This window comes from Lascolabacillus massiliensis (assembly GCF_001282625.1).
Lineage (GTDB): Bacteria > Bacteroidota > Bacteroidia > Bacteroidales > Dysgonomonadaceae > Proteiniphilum > Proteiniphilum massiliensis.
Genome location: NZ_CTEJ01000002.1, coordinates 1,082,516 through 1,102,508, shown reverse-complemented (window position 1 = coordinate 1,102,508; position 19,993 = coordinate 1,082,516). Strand labels below are relative to the sequence as shown.

General features: G+C 37.5%; 11 protein-coding genes. 6 read left to right on the top strand and 5 right to left on the bottom strand.

Annotated features, from left to right (window positions below):
- Positions 1–96: 96 nt before the first annotated feature.
- Complete coding sequence (locus tag BN1354_RS09440; RefSeq protein ID WP_053826939.1) at positions 97–1,758, bottom strand: diphosphate--fructose-6-phosphate 1-phosphotransferase; 1,662 nt, start codon at positions 1,756–1,758, stop codon at positions 97–99.
- A 193-nt stretch (positions 1,759–1,951) separates the two neighbouring features.
- Between BN1354_RS09440 and BN1354_RS09435 the strand changes: the two genes are divergently transcribed.
- Together BN1354_RS09435 and odhB are read left to right on the top strand one after the other, a co-directional pair.
- Positions 1,952–4,675, top strand: a complete 2,724-nt coding sequence (locus BN1354_RS09435) for a 2-oxoglutarate dehydrogenase E1 component (protein ID WP_053826938.1) — start codon at positions 1,952–1,954, stop codon at positions 4,673–4,675.
- Between the two features lie 99 nt (positions 4,676–4,774).
- The gene (gene odhB / locus BN1354_RS09430) at positions 4,775–6,136 is read left to right on the top strand and encodes a 2-oxoglutarate dehydrogenase complex dihydrolipoyllysine-residue succinyltransferase (RefSeq protein ID WP_053826937.1); all 1,362 of its coding nucleotides are present in this window, start codon (positions 4,775–4,777) and stop codon (positions 6,134–6,136) included.
- A 53-nt stretch (positions 6,137–6,189) separates the two neighbouring features.
- Here the strand turns inward: odhB and BN1354_RS09425 are convergent, their stop codons facing one another.
- The 4 genes from BN1354_RS09425 to BN1354_RS09410 all read right to left on the bottom strand — a co-directional run bounded on the left by BN1354_RS09425 (position 6,190) and on the right by BN1354_RS09410 (position 12,700).
- On the bottom strand, positions 6,190–8,556 hold the full coding sequence (locus BN1354_RS09425; RefSeq protein WP_053827257.1) for an ATP-dependent helicase: 2,367 nt from the start codon (positions 8,554–8,556) through the stop codon (positions 6,190–6,192).
- Between the two features lie 65 nt (positions 8,557–8,621).
- Positions 8,622–9,095, bottom strand: coding sequence for a hypothetical protein (locus tag BN1354_RS09420; RefSeq protein ID WP_045090693.1), 474 nt, complete (start codon positions 9,093–9,095; stop codon positions 8,622–8,624).
- A 119-nt stretch (positions 9,096–9,214) separates the two neighbouring features.
- Positions 9,215–11,800, bottom strand: coding sequence for a DNA mismatch repair protein MutS (gene mutS / locus BN1354_RS09415; protein ID WP_197272072.1), 2,586 nt, complete (start codon positions 11,798–11,800; stop codon positions 9,215–9,217).
- Between the two features lie 210 nt (positions 11,801–12,010).
- Complete coding sequence (locus BN1354_RS09410) at positions 12,011–12,700, bottom strand: SIR2 family NAD-dependent protein deacylase (protein WP_045090695.1); 690 nt, start codon at positions 12,698–12,700, stop codon at positions 12,011–12,013.
- A 129-nt stretch (positions 12,701–12,829) separates the two neighbouring features.
- Between BN1354_RS09410 and BN1354_RS09405 the strand changes: the two genes are divergently transcribed.
- The 4 genes from BN1354_RS09405 (at position 12,830) to BN1354_RS09390 (ending at position 19,613) form a co-directional block, all read left to right on the top strand.
- A complete protein-coding gene (locus BN1354_RS09405) occupies positions 12,830–13,414 on the top strand; it encodes a BamJ family beta-barrel-assembly machinery protein (protein ID WP_045090696.1) in 585 nt (194 codons plus the stop codon).
- Between the two features lie 32 nt (positions 13,415–13,446).
- Complete coding sequence (locus BN1354_RS09400) at positions 13,447–14,457, top strand: BamJ family beta-barrel-assembly machinery protein (RefSeq protein ID WP_053826935.1); 1,011 nt, start codon at positions 13,447–13,449, stop codon at positions 14,455–14,457.
- 443 nt (positions 14,458–14,900) lie between these two features.
- Positions 14,901–17,981, top strand: coding sequence for a SusC/RagA family TonB-linked outer membrane protein (locus BN1354_RS09395; RefSeq protein ID WP_053826934.1), 3,081 nt, complete (start codon positions 14,901–14,903; stop codon positions 17,979–17,981).
- Positions 17,982–18,011: 30 nt separating this feature from the next.
- A complete protein-coding gene (locus BN1354_RS09390) occupies positions 18,012–19,613 on the top strand; it encodes a RagB/SusD family nutrient uptake outer membrane protein (RefSeq protein ID WP_074010753.1) in 1,602 nt (533 codons plus the stop codon).
- Positions 19,614–19,993 lie beyond the last annotated feature (380 nt).

Here is a 19,993-nt window from a genome sequence, read left to right as displayed (position 1 = left end):
CAATATTTATGTGGAATAAATTTTCAAAGTGAATAAATAAAAGGGCCGTCCCGTGAGGGGCGGCCCTAATTATTTAAATATACTTATATATATATATTAGAAAGTAATTTTTCCTGTCTGTTCCAATTGTAATGTTTTACTTGGTTGATCACATACTTCTGTAGGACCAAAGTACTGTATTGGACCAGGATATACGTAATCAGTATGAATTGCCCACTCTGCACGCTTTTCTTTATAATATAAGAAAGGAGCGCCATCAAGCTTCACTAAAGCTTTTTGAATTACAGGCTTCATTTCTCCATGACGACGTTCAAGATTAAGCATCATAGTGATTGGAACACCACCGGCTACCCATTCAGCTGCAGGTGCTGTAGTATTTTTTACAGATGACATATAACCTGTTTTACCAGATGCTACAAGCATTGATGCTGTATATCCTAATGAATAGCAATAGTCGGCATCATAGTTTGAAGGAGCTGCGCAACGGCCTTCATATCCAAAGAAATGAGTGATGCTGGCAAATTTACCTTTATATTTACCTTCTTTTGCCCAATCGCTAAGTTTTTTACTAACCATCTCAGTAAGCAGTTTCTCTGTTTCAATAAGAGATACCTGTACATTACCATGTGGGTCGCGGTCAAGTGTAAGCTGACGAGCTACAGTTTCCGGCAGACTTGCATATATCTCTGAGTTTTCAGGAGATAATTTACTGATAATATATTCACGCTTACCTGAACGACGTACAAGGTCGAACTCTTCCTGATTATGAGCGAGGAAATCATTAAGTTCGCTAATAAGGTTTTTCATCGCCGGGATGAATTCAATTAAACCTTCAGGAATAATAACAGTACCGAAGTTTAAGCCATTCTCTGCTCTTTTTGCGATGACACCGGCTATATATTCAATAATATCATCAAGAGACAAGCCTTTCTGCTCAACTTCTTCTGAAATAATACAAACATTAGGGTGAGTCTGAAGTGCACATTCTAATGCGATATGAGACGCAGATCGCCCCATTACTTTAATGAAGTGCCAATATTTTCGTGCTGAGTTACAGTCGCGCTGAATATTCCCAATTAATTCAGAATATACTTTACAAGCAGTATCAAAACCGAAAGATGTTTCAATCTGATCATTTTTCAGGTCACCATCAATTGTTTTTGGGCATCCAAGCACTTGAACACCTGCATTAATAGATTTGTAGTATTCAGCTAATACACATGCATTAGTATTAGAGTCATCTCCTCCAATAATCACAAGTGCTTTTATGTCAAGTTTCTTAAGAATTATCAGACCCTTGTCGAACTGTTCTTTTGTTTCAAGCTTAGTACGTCCGGATCCAATAATGTCAAAACCTCCTGTATTCCTGTATTCATCTATTATCTCGCTTGTCAATTCCTTATACTGATGATCTATTAAACCGGAAGGTCCAAGAATAAAACCATATAATTTGCTGTCTTTGTGTATACGTTTTATTCCATCAAAAATTCCGGCAATAACATTATGTCCTCCCGGAGCTTGTCCTCCCGATAGTATAACACCTACATTAACAGGATCCGAAGCGCCGATTTCGCCCTCTGCCTGTTTAAAAGTTACAATTGGTAGACCGTATGTGTTAGGGAATAACTCCTTTATCTCTTTCTGGTCAGCCACAGACTCAGTAGCAGCACCTTCTGCTATTTTTACATTGCCTTTAAGACCCTCAGGCATTTTAGGGACATAATTAGTCCTCGCAATTTGTAAAGCGCTTTTAGTCATGAAATTTGAAATTTATTAATTGTCTTGTTAATTACTTAACTGATAAGTTTATTTGGAATGTCAAATATACGATTTTTTCGTCTAATAATCATTGAATTTATCTAACTATCATTGAATTTATATCTATTAGTTGTTTTTAATGAACAATTTCACCTCCTTTACTATTTATATATAAATAAATATTTATTTACCAATGAATACCGGAAATGAATTCGATTCTATGGAGATCGAAGCAATAGAAGATTTGTACAAAAAATACAAAGAAGCGCCTGAAAGTGTTGATGAAAGTTTTCGTTATTTTTTTCAAGGCTTTGACTTAGCTACAAACCGCTTCCCTTTAATACCAAATGAAAAAAATGGTGGTATAGAGCATTCCCCCAAAGAGTTGAATGTAATGCGTCTTATTACAGCTTACCGAAGAAGAGGGCATCTGTTTACCAAAACCAATCCTGTTAGAGCCAGAAGGAGCTACACTCCTACACTTGCAATAGAAAACTTTGATCTTTCAGAGAAAGATCTGGATTTAGTCTTTGAAGCAGGTAAAGAAGTTGGTCTTGGAAGAGCAACCCTACGTGATATAATTACTCTACTTGAAGAGACCTATTGTGCCTCTATAGGTGTAGAGTATCGATACATGACTAATCCTGATAAAGTGAAATGGCTTCAGGAGAAGATGGAGAGCTCAAGGAACAGGGAGGATTTGCCGATAGAAAAGAAATTGCATATCCTTAGTTTACTGATAGAGGCTTCAGGCTTTGAGGATTATATGCACAAAAAGTTTGTTGGACAAAAGCGTTTTTCTCTTGAAGGATCAGAATCCATTATACCTGCACTTGAAGCTATTATTTCCAGAGGGGGAGACTATAATGTAAATGACATTGTAATTGGGATGGCACATCGTGGAAGATTAAATGTGCTTACCAATATTATGAAAAAGCCATACTCGCAGGTATTTCGTGAATTCAATGCACAAAATTATGATGAAGAGATAAAATATGGTGATGTTAAATATCATCTTGGATATAGTAATACTATTGATTATGAAGGACGTAAAATCTCTATGAACCTTGCTCCAAACCCCTCACATCTTGAAGCAGTTGGTCCGGTTGTTCAGGGAATAGCACGTGCTAAACTTGAGAACGATCATAATTTGAACTATGATGAGGTATTGCCAATTGTAGTTCACGGTGATGCTGCAATTGCAGGACAAGGTGTAGTTTATGAAACTATACAATTTTCAAAGCTTGGAGGTTATAAAACTGGAGGTACAATCCATATTGTTATTAATAACCAGGTAGGGTTTACAACCAGCTACCTGCAGGCAAGATCAAGTACATACTGTACAGACGTTGCAAAAGTTACACAATCGCCTGTATTTCATGTTAATGGAGATGATCCTGAAGCAATGGTTTTTGTAGCTAAATTAGCTCTTGAATTTCGCCAGGAGTTCAATACAGATGTTTTTATCGATCTGCTATCATACAGAAAATATGGTCATAATGAGGGGGATGAGCCACGTTTCACTCAACCTGAGTTATATGATATTATAGCCAAACATAAGAACCCCAGAGATATCTATGCAGATAGGCTTATATCAGAAAAAGTAGTTGAAGGAGCAGTTTTTGACAAAATGGTATCCGACTTTCACAGAAAACTCGATAAATCTTATGAAGACTCTTTAAAGTCGAACAAGTTAAATTTCCAACCTTTTTTGTCAGATAAAAACAGTCATTTACGTCTACCGGCACTACAAGACTTCGAAAAAGAGGTAAACACAAAAGTGTCACGTGAACTATTCCTGGATCTGGCAAAACGCATTACAACTTTACCAGGCGACAGACAGTTTTTCAATAAGACAACCAGACTCTTTTCTCAACGTGCCTCCATGATAGAGGCCAATTCTTATGATTGGGCAATGGGTGAGTTAATGGCTTATGCTACACTTGCAAAAGAGATGATTCCGGTTCGCTTAAGTGGTCAGGACTCAGAAAGAGGCACATTTTCTCATCGTCATGCAGAAATAGTTACTGAAGATGAGGGTACAGAAAAATATTTTCCATTGAAAAACCTGGGTGGCGAGCAGGCTCCTGTAAGAGTATACAACTCTATGTTAAGTGAATATGGTATACTTGGATTTGAATATGGCTACTCACTTGCATTTCCGGATGGTCTGACTATATGGGAAGCTCAATTTGGAGATTTTTATAATGTCGGACAGGTTATAGTAGATCAGTATATATGTTCAGCACAGGAAAAATGGGGTCTAAAATCAGGACTGGTAATGTTTTTACCTCATGGTTATGAAGGGCAGGGGGCAGAGCACTCAAGCGGAAGAATGGAGCGTTTCCTCGCACTTTGCGGTAATAATAATATGCAGGTGGTCAATTGCACCACTCCTGCAAATCTATTTCATGTAATACGCCGGCAAATGTATCGTGATTTCAGAATTCCTCTTATAGTATTTACTCCAAAGAGCTTGTTGAGACATCCTGAGTGTACATCTTCAATTTCAGACTTCACAGAAGGTCGATTTATGGAAGTAATAGAGGATACAGAGTTACAATCTAAGTCTGAAATCAAGAGACTCATTCTCTGTACCGGCAAAATCTACTATGAACTAAAGGACGCCCGTCGTGAAAAGAATTCAGGAGATGTATCAATTATACGTCTGGAGCAGCTGTATCCATTTCCGGAAAAACAGATTAGAGATCTGATCAATAGCTATCCAGAAGATACAGAGCTTGTATGGGTACAAGAGGAGCCGTTAAACATGGGAGCATCTCTTTATGTTAAACAGAGGCTGGAGGATAAGAATATCCAGGTGATAAGCAGGCCTGCAAGCGGGGTTACAGCTGAAGGATTAACAGCACTTCATAAAATCAATCAGGCAAAAATCATTGATAAGGTTTTTGAATAAATTATGGAGCGAATATTTAAATTTTAAACAAAGTAACATGATAATGAGTTAAATTAAAATCATTAGAATATTTAGTCTCATTTAAACTAAAACCAAATAATGGCAATTATAGAAGTTAAAATCCCCAGTCCCGGTGAATCAATCACACATGTAGAGCTTTTCCATTGGCTTGTTGAAGATGGTGCTATTGTTGCAAAAGATACCGAAATCGCGGAACTTGAATCAGACAAAGCAACTCTTATGCTTGTTGCATATGAATCAGGTAAGATATCATTTAAAGCAAAGGAAGGGGATATGCTCGAAGTAGGTTCAGTTGCATGTACAATTGACACTTCAATACAACCCTCTGCTGCAGCCTCTGTTTCTCCTGAACCGGATAGTACAAAAGCGACTTCTGATTCAGTAAAAGCGGTTGTTACGGAAGATTCATCTAAAGTAGTAAAATCCAGAGAGACTGGAGAAACTCCCGAAAAGGATAAATTAACTGTGAATGCAATTTCTTCCGAACCGGAAACGAAAAAAAGTGAAGCTCCTGATCAATCTGATTTAGGAAAGGTGAAAATTACTCCTTTGGCACAAAAGGTAATGGATAAGTATGAGTTGTCGGTTGAGGATGTAATAAATGGACTTAAACGTTTAAAAAGAGAAGATGTTGAAGCTGTATTAAATGCAAAAGATAATACAGAAGCTACATCTCAGCCCCTAACATCCGGGTTAAAGAGGCAAGCAAGCAGAGAGTCAAAAACAGAAAGGTTAAGTTCTTTACGCAGAAAACTAAGCGAACGTTTGGTTTCAGTAAAGAATGAGACTGCAATGCTAACCACCTTCAATGAGGTGGATATGAAGCCTATAATGGATATCAGGAAGAGAAATCAGGCCAAGTTTACAGATAAATATGGTATAAAACTTGGTATCATGTCTTTTTTCATGAAAGCAGCATCGGTAGCACTTCTTGAACATCCAAATGTAAACAGTATGTTAGATGGAGAGAATCTTATAACATTTGATTATACTGACATCTCAGTTGCAGTAAGTGCACCAAAAGGCTTAATGGTTCCTGTAGTACGCAATGTGGAAAGTCTTGGTTTAGCTGAGATTGAGAAAGCAATCGCTGATCTGGCCGGAAAAGCCCGAAGTGGCAAACTATCTATTCCTGAAATGACAGGAGGTACTTTTACAATAACAAATGGAGGAGTTTTTGGATCCATGATGTCAACACCTCTGATCAATCCGCCACAGTCGGCTATACTAGGTATGCATAATATAATAGAACGACCAGTAGCGATCGACGGACAAGTTGTTATACGCCCAATGATGTATGTTGCATTGTCTTATGACCATAGAGTTATTGATGGAAAAGACTCGGTAGGCTTTTTATTAAGAATTAAAGAGCTTCTGGAGAATCCAACTGATATTCTATTCGGGGGAAGCAATAGTGAGAAAGCTCTCTTGGAACTTTAATCTACTTTATTGATATTAGGTTTTTCTTTATTTGGGGGGAAAAGGTGACTATTTCACTTTTTCCCTATTATTTTAAATTTTGCGAACTTAAGCAGCAGCTGTTTTCTGCCTGCAGACTCAAACTCAACTATCGCCCGGCGGTCATTTCCACTCATTTCGATAGATGTAACTTCCCCTTGACCGAATCTTTCATGTTCAATTATATCTCCCTCCTCAAGCTCCTTTGCCTCTTTTGATAATGGCATAGAAGATGAGCTGTTATGTACAGAAACTAGTCTCCCTGTACTAGGGCCGGCTTTGAATGAGCTCCTGTCAGATCTTTCTGAGTATATGTTTTTATCAGTCCTGCTCTCTCGTTGCAGTCTTTGTTCACGCATCGTACCCCAGAAATCAACAGCCTTATCTGTTGTTGCGGTACTAAATGAGCTGTTTGATTCCATATAGATATAAGCAGGATCAATCTCTCTCAGAAACCTGCTTTCGACAGCCGAAGTTGTCTGACCATTTTTGAATCTGCTTCTGGCATATGTAATTGTGCAGGTTTTTCTAGCACGGGTGATAGCAACATAAAAAAGACGTCGCTCTTCTTCCAGTCCTCTAATTTCTGATTTTGTCATGGATGATGGGAAAAGATCTTCTTCCATACCAACTACAAACACATTATTAAACTCAAGACCCTTTGCCGAGTGAACAGTCATTAAAGTAACCTTTTCAGCCTCCTCTTCTTTATCAGTATCCTGATCAGTAAGCAGAGAAACTTCTGACAAGAAATCAACTAACCCGATCTCCTCTTCTCCTTGCTCCTGCCTTGTAGATACAAACTCATTAATGGCATTAAGAAGTTCTTGGATATTTTGTGAGCGGCTCATTCCCTCAGGTGTAAGGTCCTGATATGCTTCATGTGCTATGCCTGACTTTTTTAATACCTCCTGAGCAAGTTCAAATGCATTAAGTGATTCATTTTTATCAATAAATTCACATATGAGGTCATAGAAAGCTTTAAGTCTTTTCTGTGTTCCTGAATTCACATTCAGATTATAATCAATAGGAGTAGATATTATCTCCCATAAACTTTTCTGATGAAGTGTCGCAGCAGACGATACTTTGCCAACCGTAACATCCCCAATTCCCCTGGCAGGATAGTTGATAATTCTACGAAATGCCTCCTCATCAGAAGGATTAACTATAAGCCTGAAATAGGCAATCACATCTTTTATCTCTTTACGTTGATAGAACGATTTGCCACCATAAATCCTGTAAGGAATATTTTTCTTTCTCAATGAATCTTCAAATATTCTCGATTGAGCATTAGTTCGATAGAGAATAGCAAAATCACTATATGCAGAATGGTTCTCCAGCCGCATCCTTGCAATCTTGTTTGCAACAACAAGTCCCTCCTCAAAATCAGAAAAAGTACTGATTACCTCCATTTTCTCGCCAACCTCATTTTCAGAAAACACATCTTTGGCGATCTGCTCAGTGTTTTTCTTAATCAGGCTATTTGCTGCATTTACTATATTTTGAGTAGAACGGTAGTTCTGTTCAAGCTTAAAGACCTTTGTTTCAGGGAAGGTGGATTTGAAATTTAATATATTATCGATATTTGCTCCACGGAACGAATAAATACTTTGAGCATCATCACCCACTACGCACACACGATGATGCTCATCAGCAAGTTGTTTAACTATCAGGTGCTGAGCAAAATTGGTGTCCTGGTACTCATCTACAAGTATATACTGAAACTGATTACGATATTTATCAAGAATTTCCTTATGATCACGAAACAGTATGTTAGTATACATCAGCAGATCATCAAAATCCATACTGTTGGCAGCGCGCAGGCGATTTTGGTATCTCTTATATATCTCAAAAATCTGAGGCTGTCTTGCTCTGTTGTCATACTGAATAATTTCAGTATTTGCTGCATACATGGTTGGAGTAATCAAACTGTTCTTTGCTCTTGATATCTGTCCGTGAACATGGCCTGGCCTGTATTGCTTATCATCAAGATTCATATCTTTAATAATAAGCTTAACCAGATTATGTGAATCAGACGAGTCGAAAATAGTGAAATTGGATTGAAAGCCTATTGAATCAGCTTCTTTGCGGAGTATACGTGCGAAAATAGAATGAAAGGTACCCATCCACAGGCTTCTTGCTTTTTTCTCTCCAACAAGTTCTGCAATACGTGATTTCATTTCCCGTGCAGCTTTATTGGTAAAAGTAAGTGCAAGTATATAGTAAGGAGGTAAGCCCAATTCAAGCAGATAGGCAATTTTGTGAGTGAGTACACGTGTCTTACCCGATCCCGCTCCAGCTATCACCAGTGAAGGACCATCACAAAACTCCACGGCCGCTCGCTGTGCCTGGTTTAACTGATCCAGTAAACTAAATTCGTTGTTTATTTCTGTCTTATGCATATACACAAAAGTACAAAAAAAACCGCTCTCAACTGAAAGCGGTTTTATAATCATTAAAAGGACTTTTATCTGAAAGTGTATCGCAAACTCAATGCAAAACCGCTATACCAGTAATCATTATAATCGTTTGTGAAGTTAAAAGATGGCTTCCAGTCGAGAGAAATATTAAAAGGAGCACTCGGGAAAATATATTCCAAACCTCCAATCAGATCAGCTCCAACCAAAAACGCACTATTATAACTGTCTTTATGTTTGTGTATACCTCCAATATGAGCACCCAGACCCACATACCAGTCCAATCCCGGTGCATTAGGTACAGGCTGTTGATATTCATAAAGACCTGTCAGCTGAAACCATCGTGGTGAAGCTGAAAGGATGAACTCACCTGCATTAGAAGGTGCAAAGAAGTGTTTTAGTGATAATCCGCTGTCATATCCCAAACGCACACCAAATGCCGTATTATAACTCTGGGCTTGTAATGTTGTAGTTGTGAATGCTGCTATAAGCAGTCCCGCAAAGATTAATTTTTTTAGTTTCATAAGTCAATTTTTTCGTTAAAAAATAGTTTTAGTTCTGGTTCTTTCACAATTCAAACAAATTACTTTACATTTTGTTTGTGATTGATTAATGAAATTTATAAATACTTTCAAGATAATGTTTATTTACCTTTAACAATCTTCTTTATTTCATTAAGCTTATTAAGTGCATCGATTGGAGTTAAATTGTTCACATCCAAATTGATTATCTCATCTCTTACCTGACTTAATATCGGGTCGTCAAGCTGGAAAAAACTAAGTTGATACCCCTCCTGTTTTTCCACAAAATCCTTTATAGGTTTTTTAATATCACCTTTACGGTTTGAGTTCTCCATCTGAGATAGTATAGCATCTGCCCTTTTAGTAATACTTTGCGGCATACCGGCCATCCTGGCAACATGAATACCAAAGCTGTGCTCACTTCCCCCGGACTTCAGTTTACGAAGAAATATAACTTTATTATCAATCTCTTTTACCGATACATTGAAATTCCTGATACGTTTAAAAGACTTCTCCATCTCATTAAGTTCATGATAATGTGTTGCAAACAGAGTCTTCGCTCTTGCTTTAGGATTCTCGTGAATATACTCTACAATAGCCCAGGCAATTGATATCCCATCATAAGTACTTGTACCCCTGCCAAGCTCATCAAAAAGTACAAGGCTTCTGTCAGAAAGATTATTCATAATATTGGCAGCCTCGTTCATTTCCACCATAAATGTAGATTCTCCTAGCGAGATATTGTCAGATGCGCCAACCCTTGTAAATATTTTATCAACCAGACCTATCTTTGCTGACTCAGCAGGTACAAACGATCCTATCTGAGCCATCAGAGTAATCAGAGCAGTTTGACGGAGCAAAGCTGATTTACCAGACATGTTTGGTCCTGTAATAATTAATATCTGTTGATTATCATTATCCAGATAAACATCATTAGAGACATAAGGCTCATCTGCAGGAAGCTGTCTTTCAATTACAGGGTGTCTTCCTTTTTTTATATCAATAACAAGGCTCTCATTAATCTCAGGACGAATATAGTTATACCTCTCGGCCACATTTGCAAACGAAAGGAGGCAGTCAGCACGAGCAATTATATTTGCATTATTTTGAATAACAGGAATATAACCTATCAGACTTTCAACCAGCTCTGTATATATTTTGTTCTCCAGAGCTATTATCTTCTCTTCAGCACCAAGAATCTTCTCCTCATACACTTTCAGTTCCTCGGTAATATATCTTTCAGCGCTAACCAATGTCTGTTTTCTGGTCCAATCTGCAGGCACTTTACTTTTATGAGTATTTCGCACCTCTATATAATATCCGAATACATTATTAAATGCAATTTTAAGAGAAGGTATTCCCGTTCTTTCACTCTCCCGTTGCTGCAATTTCAGAAGATAATCCTTTCCCGAAAAAGCAATATCCCTGAGTTCATCAAGATCCTTATTTATCCCTTTTCTTATAAATCCACCCTTATTGATCAGAGCCGGAGGATCAGAAACAATCTCCTTTTCTATCTTTTCTCTCAATACCGGACATGGATTCAATAATTCACCCATCTCCCTTAGATTGCTATTGTCAGAATCAGCAAAGGCCTGCTGGATAGGATCAATTGCATTCAGTGCAACTTTTAGCTGAACCACCTCTCTTGGATTAATTCTGCCAACAGCCGCTTTAGAGATAATTCTTTCCAGATCTCCAATAAGAGAAAGCTGTTGAGCAAGAAACTTTTTCAACTCAGGATCACGAAAAAAGTACTCAACTATATTTAAACGATCATTAATTGGCAAAACATCTTTTAGTGGAAAAACAACCCAACGTCTCATAAGACGTGATCCCATTGGAGATATAGTCTTGTCAAGGATATCCAGCAAACTTTTACCACCTTCATTCATTGGAGAAAGCAGCTCCAGGTTTCTTACCGTGAATTTATCAAGACGTACAAATCTCTCCTCTTCAATTCTGGTTAATGATGTTATATGTTCAATATTTGGATGCTGAGTGATATCCATATAATGTAAAATAGCTCCAGATGCTATGATACCTTGTTCAAGCTGCTCAACACCAAAACCTTTAAGGCTCGCAGATTTAAAATGCGCCAATAGTCTGTCACGAGCTGCATTTTCAGTAAAAATCCAGTCATCCAGAACCGAGGTCATCCATCCCGAACCAAATATCTCCTCAAATTTCCTTTTTTTTGAATGCTCAATCAAAATTTCCTTAGGAGAGAAATTAGATAACAGTTTGTCAATATTGTCCTTTTTACCTTCAGTAGTAAGGAACTCTCCTGTTGATATATCAAGGAATGATATACCTAAAAGATTGTTTGTAAAGTGAATCGCACAGAGAAAATTATTCTCCTTATGGTTTAGAACATTGTCATTTATCGATACACCCGGCGTAACCAGTTCAGTTATACCCCGTTTTACCAGTTTTTTAGTTGTCTTTGGGTCCTCCAGCTGGTCACAAATTGCTACCCTTTTCCCTGCCCTGACAAGTTTGGGCAAGTAAGTATCAAGAGCATGATGAGGGAAGCCGGCCAATTCTACAAACTGTGCAGCACCATTGGCTCTTCTGGTTAGAGTTATTCCTAAAATCTCAGATGCTGTTATCGCATCATCCGAAAAAGTCTCATAAAAATCACCAACTCTGAAAAGCAGTATAGCGTCGGGATGTTGACTCTTTATCTCAACAAACTGCTTCATCATTGGTGTTTCTGCTATTTTTTTTGCCACAAGCTACAAATCAAGTTAATTTAAGCAGGCTTAGTTGCCGCTATTTCAAATCAAAAATACAAAAAAAACAACACTCTCAAAAAGTACTTACTCACACCTCATACTTACTTCGCTCTTATGATCTTCTTTTAAAATAAAAGAATCCAAGAACAAAGAGTGTTGAAAGAAACATTAAAGTGCAATTTATGTTAACAGAATTTTCTTTAATTCCTTCACACCTTCTGAAGCTCCCATTCTGATATGATGTATGTCTCTTCTTCCGGTATTTACATCTTTAGGGTCAATAAGATAAACAGGGGTGTCATACTTTACGTCATGAAGCAGACCGGCTGCCGGATAAACATTCATTGAAGTGCCAATAATTACAAATATATCAGCTTTACGGGTGATTTCTTCAGCGACTGACATCATAGGGACCATCTCTCCAAACCAAACTATGTGAGGACGTAACTGAGAACCCTTCTCGCATGTATCACCTAAAAGAATTTCACATTTTTCAGGGTCAATATCATAGACTAGCGACTCATCAGCCGTAGACCGTGATTTCATCAATTCGCCATGAAGATGAATAACAGATGAGCTACCTGCCTGTTCATGCAGATTATCAATGTTTTGAGTAATAATATTAACTTCAAAATGTTTTTCCAGGTCCACCAGTCCATAATGTCCCTCATTAGGTTTCACAGAAAGAAGTTCACGTCTCCTGATATTATAAAAGTTAAGTACCAATTCAGGATTTGCCCTGAAACCTTCGGGAGTTGCAACCTGTTCCACTGGATATTTATCCCACAGTCCCCCAGAATCTCTGAAAGTAGAGATACCACTTTCTGCGCTCATACCTGCACCAGTTAGAACCACCAATCTCTTTTTCATAGTTTTTTACCTCTTTTTATCTCAAATATAGCTTTTTATACCAAGATCAAAACATTTTACGAGTTAAACATACTCTATTTATAATTTAAATCGTACTTTTGTACGATAATTCGAAAAGTAAATATATTAATGGACAAATTAAGTTATGCATTGGGTATGAGTATGGCCTCAAACCTAATGAATTCAGGACTCAAAAATATAGATGTTGATTCCTTTGTAAAAGCCTTCACAGAGATCATGGATAACAAAACTCCTTCAATGTCTCCACAAGAAGCAAATCAGATATTACAGGACTATTTCACCAAACAACAAGACGAGATGCTGAATAAGAATCTGGAAGCAGGAAAAGCTTTCCTGGAAGAAAATAAAAAGCGAGAAGGTGTTGTAACATTACCAAGCGGGTTACAATATGAAGTAATTAACGAAGGTGATGGTGCAATTCCCAAAGCTACAGACAAGGTTAAATGCCACTACCATGGTACACTTATTGATGGTACAGTATTTGATAGCTCAGTACAGCGTGGTCAGCCGGCTGTTTTTGGAGTAAATCAGGTCATAAAAGGATGGGTTGAAGCACTTCAGCTTATGTCCGTTGGCTCAAAATGGAGATTATATATTCCTTCAGATCTTGCCTATGGAAAGCAGGGAGCGGGTGGTTCAATTGAGCCAAATACAACTCTGATATTTGACGTGGAATTATTGGGAATTGTATAGTAAAAAAAATACATATAATAATATTAAGTAAAATGAAGAAAACAATTTTAGGCACTTTTAGTGCATTAGCAGTTTTGGCGGTTATGATGATCTCCTGCGGAGGAGCATCTACTCCAAAGACCTCCTTGAAAAATTCTGTTGACAGTGTTTCTTATGCTTATGGAGTTACAATGGCTGATCAGGGATTAGCACAATTTCTTGAGCAGGCTGGTGTTCTTTTAAGTACATCAGACATTGAGTATGATTATCAATTGAGGATCGCTGCGGCAGATTCAACAGAAAAAGCTGCTTTACTTGCAGAGAAGGCAGCAAAAATTGATTCAATTAATAAAGTTAACGGACCAAGATTAAATGAATTCATCAAAGGTATGAAAGAGGCTATTAGTCTTGATGAAAAATCTCCCTATGCACATGGATTAAGTATAGGTGTACAGTTTTCACAGCAGCTTCTGCCACAGTTTAACTCTATGGTCTATGGTGAAAACTCGGATCAAAAAGCAAATAGTGATCAGTTACTTGCTGGTCTGATCTCAACATTGAAGAATCAGGAACTTGCAATCAATAAACTTGATGCAAATAATTTGATACAGACAGAAATGGAGAAAGCTCAGGAAGCACAGATGAAGCGTCAGGAAGAAGAGCTTAAAGAACAGTATCAGGATGAAATTGCTCAGGGTGATGCATTTATGTCGGAAAATGGATCAAGAGAAGGAGTGGTTACTCTGCCTAGCGGATTGCAGTATGAAGTTATTAAAGAAGGAAAAGGTGCAACTCCTACAGTAAGTGATAGAGTTAAAGTGCACTATCATGGAACGTTGATTGATGGAAGCGTTTTCGACAGTAGTGTGGAAAGAGGTGAACCTGCAACTTTCGGAGTAACTCAGGTTATTGCAGGATGGACCGAAGCTCTTCAGCTTATGCCTGTAGGTTCAAAATGGAAACTTTATATTCCTTATGACTTAGCTTACGGTTCTTCGGACAGAGGTTCAATAAAACCTTTCTCAAACCTTATTTTTGAAGTTGAATTATTAGGCATTGAATAATAAGAAATATCAGTTTTAGTAAAATAAGCTTTTATAATGAAGCAGCCTTTTCGGGCTGCTTTTTTTGTATCTATAATATCAGATCAAATTAGGAAATGTTAAGATTAAATATTGCCGTTAAATCATTACAATACTTGTAGGTTGTTTGCCTGGGTTTATGATTAAGCTTTAAAATGAAAAAAAATGGCCTGAAAAACGATGAAAATAGAAATAAATATAAAATATTATTTAGAAAGTGTTGCAGTTTGAATAAATGTTATATATTTGCAAAAATAATATATATTAATTTAAAGGTTAAAAATAATATAATAACTGGTTATGCAATTAATCACTCTCTGGTTAGTTAATTGAAAGACTTTGTTAATCCCTTTTCCGAGAAAATTACATTTAAGATTTAAATATATATCCCTAAAGAATAGTATATAATTTTAAAAGTTGAGTTTATGAAAAGAAAGCTTATTTTGTTTTTTACCCTGCTCTTTACAGGGGTGGGGATTCTGATGGCTCAGACACAAGTTCGAGGAATCGTTGTGGATGAATCAGGTGAACCGGTTATAGGAGCCACCATATTAATTAAAGGCACCTATCAGGGAACAGTTACTGATATAGATGGTAATTTTACGCTGACCGCACCAGTCGGAGGTACTCTCGTGGTTTCTTATGTAGGATACATAACAGAAGAAGTTGCTGTGAGTTCCCAGGTAAGAGTTGTGTTAACAAGTGATACGGAGCAGCTGGATGAGGTTGTTGTTGTTGGTTATGGTACACAAAGAAAAAGAGATGTTACCAGTTCCATTTCTCAAATCAGAGGAGATGATTTAGCTTCAAAAGCATCTCCAAGCTTTATGCAGCAAATGGCAGGTAGAGCTTCTGGTGTACAGGTTATTTCACCTTCAGGCGATGTTACTCAAGCACCAAGAGTAATAATCAGAGGCGTGGGAACAATCTCCTCATCAAATGCACCTCTCTATGTAATTAATGGAGTTCCCGTAACTTCAGGTAACGTAGGCTACTCTTATTCTAATAATAATGCTCTTGCAGACATCAACCCTTCGGATATCGAATCTTTCGAGATTTTAAAAGATGGAGCTGCAACAGCTATCTATGGTTCACGTGCTGCTAATGGTGTTGTTTTGATTACTACAAAACAGGGAAAACAGGGTGCAGCAAAAATATCTTATGACTCTTGGATGGGCTGGTCAAAAGCTGCAAAGCTTTACGATCTGCTAAACGCCGAGGAATTTGTTACTATTGCAAATGAAAAGTATACAAATGCCGGAGGAAATCCTCAGGCTAATATGGATGAAAGAGGTACAGACGTAAACTGGTATGATCATGTTTTCAGAACAGGATTCCAGCATAGTCATACTGTATCAATATCAGGTGCTTCCCCACAGACACAATACTTTATGTCTGCAGGGTTTACAGATCAGAAAGGTCTTGCAATTAACAATAGTTATAACAGGTACACCTTTTATGCAAGAGCTGAACATAAATTCCTGAAAGATTATCTTTCTGCAGGATTTTCTCTTAATGCATCCAATCAGGTAAATGCAGGTCCTGTTAAAGGTACAAACTCAATTAGTGACAATATGTATGCAAGTTCAAGGATGTTGCCAAACGTGGCAGTTTACAATCCTGATGACCCAACCGGATACAACATAGATCCTTCCGATCGTAAGTCACTCGCAAAGGGTCCAAACCTGCGTACAATCGAAAATACTATTCCAAATATAGTATGGGTATTGAAGAATAACAGACAATCAAATATCTCGTACAGGTTGCTTCCAACTGCAAATATTGATATAAAGCCTGTAAGCTGGCTTACATATAGAATGCTTGTAGGTGCTGATGTAAATTTAATTGACGATAGCTATGTTTGGAAACCAGAGTCGGGAGATGGTTTTGGTTATAAGGGACTTATAAACAGATCTTCTATAAAGAGACAGCGCTGGAATTTCCAGAATATTTTAAGTTTCAACAAATCATTTGGATCTCACAATTTAGATGCAACGGCAGTTGCTGAGTGGACAAATTATACATATAATCGTTTCACTGCGGGAGCTCGTGATTTTTCTGATCCATTCTTTGTAGATGAGATTATTTCTGACACATATGTAACCCAGAGTTCAGGAGGTAGTGTTACTACAAACGGTTTGGCTTCATATATTTTCCGTGCAAATTACAATTACAAAAGCATGCTCTATATTGGCGGATCTGTTCGTCGTGATGGTATTTCAAATCTGCACAGAGATAATCGCTGGGGTACATTCTATGGAGGATCTGCTGCATTCAGAATTTCAGCAATGAATTTCTGGAGCGAAAGCCCAATAAACGATGTTATTAGTGATCTGCGCATAAGAGGTAGTTTTGCAGAAGTTGGAAATGACAGACTTTCGGGCGACTTCATGTTCCAGGATATTTTCGCTGGTCAAAAATATGGAGATCAGGCAGGTATTGCATATTATCAGGCAGGTAATCCTGCACTGAGATGGGAAAAGCAAAAAATACTTGACTTTGGTTTTGATGCCGGTTTTATGCATAACAGATTTAACCTGGTTTTTGCTTATTGGCAAAAAGACAACAGTGACATTGTTTTAGATGTTCCTACTCCTCCATCATTGGGTATTCCATGGAATGAAATTGCACAAAACTATGGTCAAATAGAAAATAGTGGCATAGAGTTAGAAGTAGGAGGTAATATAATTCAGAGAAGCGATTTTATCTGGAAAACTGCTTTCAATTTTTCAACACAGAAAAGCAAAGTTGTAACATTAGTGAATGATATACCTTATGAACACTATATACTTCGTGAGGGTGAATCGGTGAATGCTTTATGGGGTTATAAATATGCAGGGGTAAATATGAGTAATGGTAACCCCATGTATTACAAAAAGGATGGATCAATAGTTCAGGGTAATATAACTGATTCAAGATATTATGCCTATAATCCAAGTAATCCGACAGATTTAAGTCAAACTGATAACCTGGTTGAAGAGGATAAGTTTATACTTGGCAATTCACTTCCATCATGGTTTGGTGGATGGGACAATACATTTACCATTGAAAATTTCGATTTCAATATTTTCTTCCGCTTTTCAGGAGGTAACAAAATTGCTAATGTTACTCGCAGAGATATGCTAGATCAAGGCTTCACAAACAGCAGTAAAGAAATATTGAACAGATGGCAAAGTGTAGAGAATCCGGGTAATGGAGATGTTCCAAAATTGTGGTACGGAAAAGGAGCATTCATTAACAGAACAGGTGAAGGTATGTCACGATGGATCGAAGATGGGGATTTTCTTAAACTTCAGAACCTGGCAGTTGGATATAACGTACCTCAGGAAATATGCAAACAGCTTTGGGTTGAGAGAGTTAGAGTTTATGTACAGGGTCAGAATTTAGCAACTTTCACAAAATACACAGGTTTAGATCCTGAAGGTTATACTGTTGTTCCGGGAGTTGACTGGAATGGTAATCCTCAGCAAAGAACTGTAGTCTTTGGCTTGAATATTGGTTTTTAATTAAATGTTTAACGAAAATACAGATGTAATATGAAAAATATATTATCTATTTTATTTTGTGTGGCATTGCTTTTCAGCTGTACTGATCAGGCAATTAATCTTGATCAGAAAGATGCTATACCCTATGATGTGGCATTTGCGACAGCCGATAGATGTGAATTAGCTATTATTGGCTGTTATGATGCGGCTCAGAGCGGTTATTACCCGGGTAATAACCAAAGAAGAGGTTATCCATTCGGCGCTGCTTCTGTTGAGCAGGGTGATATGAAGGGTGAACTTATGGTAAATGTACAGCAGTTTTTCGCCGTAACATATAATGGAGATTATAATGTGTCATCTCCAAATGGTCAGGCTCACTGGGAGTGTACTTATCAAATGATAAATAAAATTAATATTGTAATTGAAGGTCTCAGAACTGCTGCAGAAAACGGTGTATTGACACAAGAAGAGGCGTTGGATGGAGAAGCAGAAGTGCGTTTTTTAAGAGCCCTTGGGTTTCATGAACTGTTAGTTTATTTTGCACTTCCTTATGCAGCTACTGCTGATGCTTCGCATTATGGTGTTCCAATCAGTACTGTTCCTATCAATACAATTGAAAAAGTAGAGGAGGCAAAAGAAGCAGGAAGAGCAACAGTGGCTGAAACATATAGTCAGATACTTGAAGATCTTGAATTTGCAGAACAGAATCTTGCAGCAACAAGATCTGGTGGTTTGAAAATATCACGTGCAACCAAAGGTGCTGCCATAGCTTTAAAAGCCAGAGTGTATCAGCATATGGGTAATTGGTCAAATGTAATTGCTGAATCAAATAAGATAGTAAGTGCAACAGCACCTTTCACAAGTCCAATTGGAGGTTATGCATTAACAGCCGAGCCAGAAGGTCCATTTGTTAACAACAGTGGTAACAGTGAGTCAATATTTTCAATTGAAAACAGTGCATTGGATAACGCAACAAATAACGGTTCACTTTCACAATTCTATTCAACAGTGCGCAGTTTGGTTGCCGTAAGTCCTATTATCATTAATGCTGATTATTGGCTTGAAAGCGATCTTAGGCGTGAGCAGCTTTTGAAAAGAGCTCAGTATGGAAGTGTTAATGCATTCTGGTCTTGGAAATACCGTGCAGGTACTGTTATGGATGACTGGACACCGGTAATTCGTTATGCAGAAGTTTTGCTTAATTACGCCGAGGCTGAAGCACGTCAGAACGGAGTTACTCAAAAAGCTGTAGATCTGCTTAATGCAGTACGAAACAGAGCTGTAACAGATCCTGAGTTACAGTTCACACTTTCATCATTTGCAAATGTTGATGAGTTGATGGACGCCATACTTAAGGAGAGAGAAATTGAGTTTCTTGCTGAAGGTAGACGTTGGCCGGATATACATCGTTTAACGTACGACAGCAAATATGCAATTAAAAGTAAGGATGGAAAAGCCGGCATTCCCGATAAAGCTTCATGGGGTAGTATGAAAACAGAATCATATGACCCGGCTTCAGGAGTCGTAGATCCAGAGATAATAAAAACAGCAGGTTTTAATTTCGAGGATAGGAGATATATTTTTCCAATACCACTATCTGAGATATCTTCCAATCCAAAGATTGCAAGTCAACAAAATGCCGGCTGGAATTAAACATCATTATTATTATTTTGTAAGACTGCTCTTCGGGGCAGTCTTATTTTTTTGTAGACCTTAATAAGTAAATTCTGCTATTAGTATTTTGTCTTACCATTTTTCATAGATAACCTCGATTAGGCATCAAAAATGTTAGTTACGCGGTTAAAAAGTTGCATAATGATTTTTTATATCTTACTTTTGCATCTTCTCGATTTTCGAGAAGTTGATTAGGTTATTCAATTGTTAAAATAATAAAGTTTTTGCATTGTTTTCTAAGTTAAAAAATGAGCTGAAATGCAATAAAAGTTACTAAAACGATCTTTTTTGCAACTATTTCTCCTTTTTTTTAAAAATAATGTGACAAAAAATTATTAGTTAAATAAAATAATTTATAT

Bases quoted from the DNA above. Each gene is read 5' to 3' on its own strand.
- BN1354_RS09425 (WP_053827257.1), bottom strand. From the start codon at position 8,556: ATGCATAAGACAGAAATAAACAACGAATTTAGTTTACTGGATCAGTTA.
- BN1354_RS09405 (WP_045090696.1), top strand. From the start codon at position 12,830: ATGGACAAATTAAGTTATGCATTGGGTATGAGTATGGCCTCAAACCTA.
- BN1354_RS09410 (WP_045090695.1), bottom strand. From the start codon at position 12,700: ATGAAAAAGAGATTGGTGGTTCTAACTGGTGCAGGTATGAGCGCAGAA.
- BN1354_RS09395 (WP_053826934.1), top strand. From the start codon at position 14,901: ATGAAAAGAAAGCTTATTTTGTTTTTTACCCTGCTCTTTACAGGGGTG.
- BN1354_RS09435 (WP_053826938.1), top strand. From the start codon at position 1,952: ATGAATACCGGAAATGAATTCGATTCTATGGAGATCGAAGCAATAGAA.
- BN1354_RS09440 (WP_053826939.1), bottom strand. From the start codon at position 1,758: ATGACTAAAAGCGCTTTACAAATTGCGAGGACTAATTATGTCCCTAAA.
- BN1354_RS09420 (WP_045090693.1), bottom strand. From the start codon at position 9,095: ATGAAACTAAAAAAATTAATCTTTGCGGGACTGCTTATAGCAGCATTC.
- odhB (WP_053826937.1), top strand. From the start codon at position 4,775: ATGGCAATTATAGAAGTTAAAATCCCCAGTCCCGGTGAATCAATCACA.
- BN1354_RS09390 (WP_074010753.1), top strand. From the start codon at position 18,012: ATGAAAAATATATTATCTATTTTATTTTGTGTGGCATTGCTTTTCAGC.
- BN1354_RS09400 (WP_053826935.1), top strand. From the start codon at position 13,447: ATGAAGAAAACAATTTTAGGCACTTTTAGTGCATTAGCAGTTTTGGCG.
- mutS (WP_197272072.1), bottom strand. From the start codon at position 11,800: ATGATGAAGCAGTTTGTTGAGATAAAGAGTCAACATCCCGACGCTATA.